This window comes from Protofrankia sp. Cas8, assembly GCF_963555845.1.
Classification (GTDB): Bacteria; Actinomycetota; Actinomycetes; order Frankiales; family Frankiaceae; genus Protofrankia.
Genome location: NZ_CAUVXI010000286.1, coordinates 1 through 5,368 on the forward strand (window position 1 = coordinate 1; position 5,368 = coordinate 5,368).

Below are 5,368 nucleotides of genomic sequence, written 5' to 3' on the forward strand. Positions count from 1 at the left end.
CGGGGACGGCGATACCGGGCCGAACACCGGCGGGATGGGCGCGTACGCCCCACTGCCGTGGGCGCCGCGCGGGTTGTCCGCCCAGGTCGTGCGGACTGTGATCCAGCCCACCGTGGACGAGATGGCACGCCGCGGCACCCCCTTCTGCGGCCTGCTGTACGCCGGCCTTGCACTGACCTCCCGCGGTGTGCGGGTCGTCGAGTTCAACGTCCGGTTCGGCGACCCCGAGATACAGGCGATCCTGGCTCTGCTGGCCACCCCGCTGACCGATGTCCTGTCCGGCTACCGGACGCCGGTGTGGCGGTCCGGCGCCGCCGTCACGGTCGTCGTCGCGGCAGCCGGTTATCCGCAGGCGCCACGGCTCGGCGATCCGATCATCGGCCTCGACGCCGCCGGAGCCCTCACCGGGGTGGACATCCTGCATGCCGGAACCCGCCGGGACGCCGATGGCAGGATCGTGTCGTCCGGGGGTCGCGTGCTGTGCGTCACCGCCATCGGCCCGCATCTGGAAGCCGCGAGAGGATCAGCCTACGAGGCCGTCAGCCGAATCTCCCTGGCTGGCGCGCACTACCGGACCGACATCGGGGACCCGTCGCGGCTGGGCCCCTACGGGCCTTCGGTCGTGCGACAAGAACCATGATCACACGACCTTTGGCCCACCGGGCTTCTCCGGGCCTCCGGTCGTGCGAAAAAACCATGATCGCACGACCTTTGGCCCACCGGGCTTCTCCGGAACAGGCCCTCCCGACGTACCGAGAAAGTGAGTGAACACGCAGGTATGAACGCGACCGTCCAGACCGGCTCAACCATGGTGCCGCCCAAGGTGGCCATCGTGTTCGGCTCCCCGTCCGACGCACAGACGATGAGCAAGGCCGGCGCGACGCTGGAACGTTTCGGCGTCCCCTACGAACAGGTCTCGCTGTCCGCCCACCGTGCCCCCCATGCCCTCACCCGGTATGTGGGTGAGCTGCGGACCCGCGGGATCGCGGTTGTCATCGCCGGCGCCGGGCTCGCCGCCGCCCTGCCCGGCGCGGTCGCCGCGCTCACGACACTGCCGGTGATCGGCGTCCCGATCTCGGGCGGGGCGCTGGACGGTATGGACGCCCTGCTCGCCATCGCGCAGATGCCGCCCGGCGTCCCCGTGGCCACGGTCGGGCTGAACAACTCCACGAACGCGGCCGTGCTGGCCACCCAGATCCTCGCTCTGAACGACCCGGACCTGCACGTCCTGCTCACCGTGTTCAAGGACGACTTCGAGAAGGCCGCGGCCGCGGGCCTCGCCGAGATACTCCCGCCAGCCTGACGGGCTCGTCCCAGGCTCGTCCCAGAATCGTCCCAGGCTCGTCCCAGAATCGTCACAGGATGGGCGCGGGGAGGTATGCCGCGGCGTCGGGGTAGCGACGCACGACGTCCTCGACCCTGGCGTGGAAATCCGCGACCTGCGCGCGGGCAGCGCCGGTGAACGCGAGTGGCTCGGCCAGCACGGACGACAACGCGACGGCGTCCAGACCCAGCCGCTCGTCACCGGCGAGCCGTTTCATCAGATCGTTGTGGTCGGCGCCCTTCTCCCGCATCGTCAGGGCGACCGCGACGGCATGCTCGCGGATGACCTCGTGGGCGGTTTCCCGCCCGACCCCGCGGCGCACCGCCGCCATCAGGACCTTGGTCGTGGCCAGGAACGGCAGGTTGCGGTTCAGCTCGCGGGCGATCACTGCCGGGTAGGCCCCGAAGTCGTCCAGGATCGTCAGGAACGTCTCGTAGAGTCCGTCGGCGGCGAAGAAGGCGCCTGGAAGCGCCACCCTGCGCACAACCGAACAGGACACATCCCCCTCGTTCCACTGGTTCCCGGCGAGTTCGCCGGTCATGGTCGCGAATCCGCGCAGCACCACGGCCAGGCCACCGACCCGCTCACACGAACGCGTGTTCATCTTGTGCGGCATCGCCGACGAGCCCACCTGGCCCGCGGCGAAGCCCTCGGTGGCCAGTTCATGGCCGGCCATCAGTCGGATGGTCACCGCGAGGCTCGCCGGCGCCGCCGCAGCCTGCGCCAACGCGGTGAGGACGTCGAAGTCCAGCGACCGTGGGTAGACCTGGCCGACGCTGGTCAGCACCCGTCCGAAGCCAAGGAACTCCGCGATCCGCCGTTCCAGCTCGGCCAGTTTCGCCGGATCCGCGTCCAGCAGGTCGAGCATGTCCTGGCCGGTCCCGACCGGACCCTTCATCCCACGCAGCGGGTAGCGGGCGAGCAGCTCCTCGACCCGCTCGAACGCGACGAGCAGCTCCTGACCGGCGGAAGCGAACCGCTTGCCGAGCGTGGTTGCCTGCGCCGGCACATTGTGGCTGCGTCCGGTCATCACCAGCGTGTCGTACCCGGCGGCAAGCTGCCCGAGCCGGGCCAGCGCCGCCACCATCCGGTTCTGGATCAGCACCAGCGAGCTGCGCACCTGGAGCTGCTCGACGTTCTCGGTGAGATCCCGAGACGTCATGCCCTTGTGCACGTGCTCATGGCCGGCAAGGGCGTTGAACTCCTCGATCCGGGCCTTCACGTCATGGCGCCGAATCCGCTCCCGTTGCGCGATCGAATCAAGGTCGACGTCGGTGAGGACCCGCTCATAGTCGTCGATCACACCCGCGGGGATGGCCAGGCCCAGGTCCCGCTGAGCGCGCAGCACCGCCAGCCAGAGCCGGCGTTCCTGGACGACCTTGTTCTCCGGTGACCACAGGCTGGTCAGTTCGGCCGAGGCATAGCGGGTCGCCAGAACATCGGGAATCACGGACGTGGTCACCATAGAGGCCATCGTGCCCCACCGGCGGGTCGCAATCCCCAGCTCGGGCTCCGCCGGCCTCCGGACCCGGCACAAAACTTTCGAGACACAAGCTTTCGAGGTTTGTACGATCAAAAACGGCCTCACAGCCGAACAAAGCTCGAAAGATCGCGGCGGACGACAGCCAGCAGGTGACGACGGGCCGGTGACGACGGACACCGGCTAATGGATGATGACCTCCAGGACGATCATCACGAGGCCGAGCGCGGCGCTGCTGCAGGCGTACACGACCAGCCGCCAGCCGGTCAGCTGACAGGCCCGGCCGGCAACGGTGCCCCAGATCGCGAGCAGCACCACCGACGTCCCCAGCGCCGCCTGCTGGGCGCCCACCACCGAAGCACCCGCGGCGGCGGCGATGCCCAGCGCCACCATCGGCGGCACCGCTGCCTGCACAATCGGCCAGTGCTCGGCCAATGCCGCGCGCACCTCGCCCAGCGACGGCTTCGTGCCCGTGCTGAGCCGGTCACTGACGACCCGCGAGTAACCGTGCGCGAGCCAGAACACCATGACGGTCACGGCGACCGTCAGGGCGATTTCAAAGCTCTCGATGTGCTCCGGGTCCTCCGCCGCGACGACGGCCGCGACGAGAATGGTCCCGTAGATCGCGTTCGCGGGGTCACCGGTCCGCATGATCAGCCAGCGGACGATGCCCCGACGCCACCGCGGCCCATCGGGCTGCGCGGGTGTCGTGTCCGGCCCGGCACGGCTATCCACGGCTGTCACCGATGGCTGTCGCTCGGTCACGATCCCCCTTAGGATGCCCGGGGCCACCGACGATGCCGGCGGACCAGCCCGCGCCAGACCCGGACCGCTACAATTAGTTCACTTACCGTCACCATTGTCGGTCACACATAGGGACTCCGCATGTCGGGGACACCCGCGCAGGCATCGGCTCCGGCATCGGCGCGACTCGATACGGTCGGCGTGCCTCGATACGGTCTCGGTATGCCGCTGACGCATGAGGAGTTCGCCGGGCTGACCCATCTGGGATCCGGCAAGGTACGGGAGCTGTTCGCCGTCGGCGACGATTCGGTCCTGCTGGTCGCCAGCGACCGGATCTCCGCCTTCGACGTCGTGCTGCCCACCGACATCCCGGACAAGGGCGCCGTCCTCACCGGACTCTCCCTGTGGTGGTTCGACCAACTCGCCGACATCGTGCCGTCCCACCTGCTCAGTGCGAACGTGGACGAGTACCCCGATGAGCTCGCGCCCTATTCCGAGCAGCTACGCGGCCGGTCGATGCTGTGCCGACGGCTGTCGATGGTGCCGATCGAGTGCGTGGCCCGCGGATACCTGACCGGCAGTGCTCTCAAGGACTATCGGCGAACCGGCTCGGTCAGCGGCCACACCCTGCCGGCAGGGCTCCTCGACGGCAGCAGGCTGCCGCTGCCGATCTACACACCGTCGACGAAAGCCGCGGTCGGCGAGCACGACGAGAACATCAGCCGAGCGGACGCGGCCACCCGCGTCGGCACGCAGGTGGCCGCCGACCTGGAGAGACTCACGTTGACGATCTTCGGACGCGCGACCGATCTCGCCGCCGAGCGCGGCATCATCCTCGCCGACACCAAGTTCGAGTTCGGCCATGACACCGACGGCGTCCTGCGACTGGCCGACGAGATACTGACCCCGGACTCATCCCGATTCTGGCCGGTCGACAGCTGGCAGCCAGGGCGCTCGCAGCCGTCCTTCGACAAACAGTTCATTCGTGACTATCTGATCTCCACCGGCTGGGACCGCTCCGTACCCGGCCCCGAACTGCCCGACCCGGTCGTCGAGGCCACCCGCGACCGCTACGTCGAGGCGTACGAGCGCCTGACCGGTACGTCCTTCGCCGACTACCTGGCCACAGCCTAAGATCACCCGACAGCAGGGGCGCTCTAAGATCGCGATGTTTGAGCCCAGCGGGTAACGCGCTTAGTGGTCGGGCATCCCGGCACGTCGGCGCCCGTGTTCGCCACTGCCGGCGGCTCGCCACGCCCGGACGTCGTGAGGATCCCGCCGCAGACGGGCAGGATCGAGGATGAACCGAACCATAGGCGATCTTTCGGATCATCACGACAAAGACGGACGGGGTGCGATATGCGGTGGGTGACAGGCGAGCGCGGGCGATTGCGGACGCGTTACGCTGACTGCCGACGTCCGGTACCCCCACGAGGACTGGAACGACACTGATGGCCACAGCCCGAACCACGACTTCGACGCGCCCCCGACCGTCCAACGGCGGGAAGCCGACACTGGTACGCAGCCGCGCGGACCTCGAGACGCTACTCCACCCGTCACCCTTAGCGCCCGTGGAAACGCGTGCAGTCGTGATGACAATGGGGGCGTTGCACGCCGGGCACTGCGAACTCATCCGGACGGCCCGTGCGCGTGCCGATCAGTTGATCGTCACGATCTTTGTCAACCCGCTCCAGTTCGGCCCGGGGGAAGATCTTTCGCGCTACCCCCGGATGCTCGAGGCGGACCTGGAGATCTGCGCCGCCGAGGGGGTCGACGTCGTCTTCGCGCCGACGCTCGTGCACGAGGCCCCACCCGCTGTC

The 5,368-nt window shown here is 68.7% G+C and carries 6 protein-coding genes; 4 read left to right on the forward strand and 2 right to left on the reverse strand.

Annotated elements, in window-relative coordinates; genetic code table 11:
• Positions 1-640: phosphoribosylamine--glycine ligase (locus tag U9977_RS25370; RefSeq protein ID WP_322751802.1), on the forward strand; the 640-nt coding region annotated here is incomplete at its 5' end.
• Between the two features lie 138 nt (positions 641-778).
• The gene (gene purE, locus U9977_RS25375) at positions 779-1,303 is read left to right on the forward strand and encodes a 5-(carboxyamino)imidazole ribonucleotide mutase (protein WP_322751803.1); all 525 of its coding nucleotides are present in this window, start codon (positions 779-781) and stop codon (positions 1,301-1,303) included.
• 52 nt (positions 1,304-1,355) lie between these two features.
• Here purE and purB read toward each other — a convergent pair whose 3' ends face one another.
• Positions 1,356-2,789, reverse strand: coding sequence for an adenylosuccinate lyase (purB, locus tag U9977_RS25380; RefSeq protein WP_322751804.1), 1,434 nt, complete (start codon positions 2,787-2,789; stop codon positions 1,356-1,358).
• Positions 2,790-2,987: 198 nt separating this feature from the next.
• Positions 2,988-3,548, reverse strand: coding sequence for a hypothetical protein (locus U9977_RS25385; protein WP_322751805.1), 561 nt, complete (start codon positions 3,546-3,548; stop codon positions 2,988-2,990).
• Between the two features lie 222 nt (positions 3,549-3,770).
• On the opposite strand from U9977_RS25385, the gene U9977_RS25390 reads away from it, so the two are divergent.
• Together U9977_RS25390 and U9977_RS25395 are read left to right on the forward strand one after the other, a co-directional pair.
• On the forward strand, positions 3,771-4,682 hold the full coding sequence (locus tag U9977_RS25390) for a phosphoribosylaminoimidazolesuccinocarboxamide synthase (RefSeq protein ID WP_322751806.1): 912 nt from the start codon (positions 3,771-3,773) through the stop codon (positions 4,680-4,682).
• A gap of 317 nt (positions 4,683-4,999) precedes the next feature.
• Positions 5,000-5,368: pantoate--beta-alanine ligase (locus U9977_RS25395; RefSeq protein WP_322751807.1), on the forward strand; the 369-nt coding region annotated here is incomplete at its 3' end.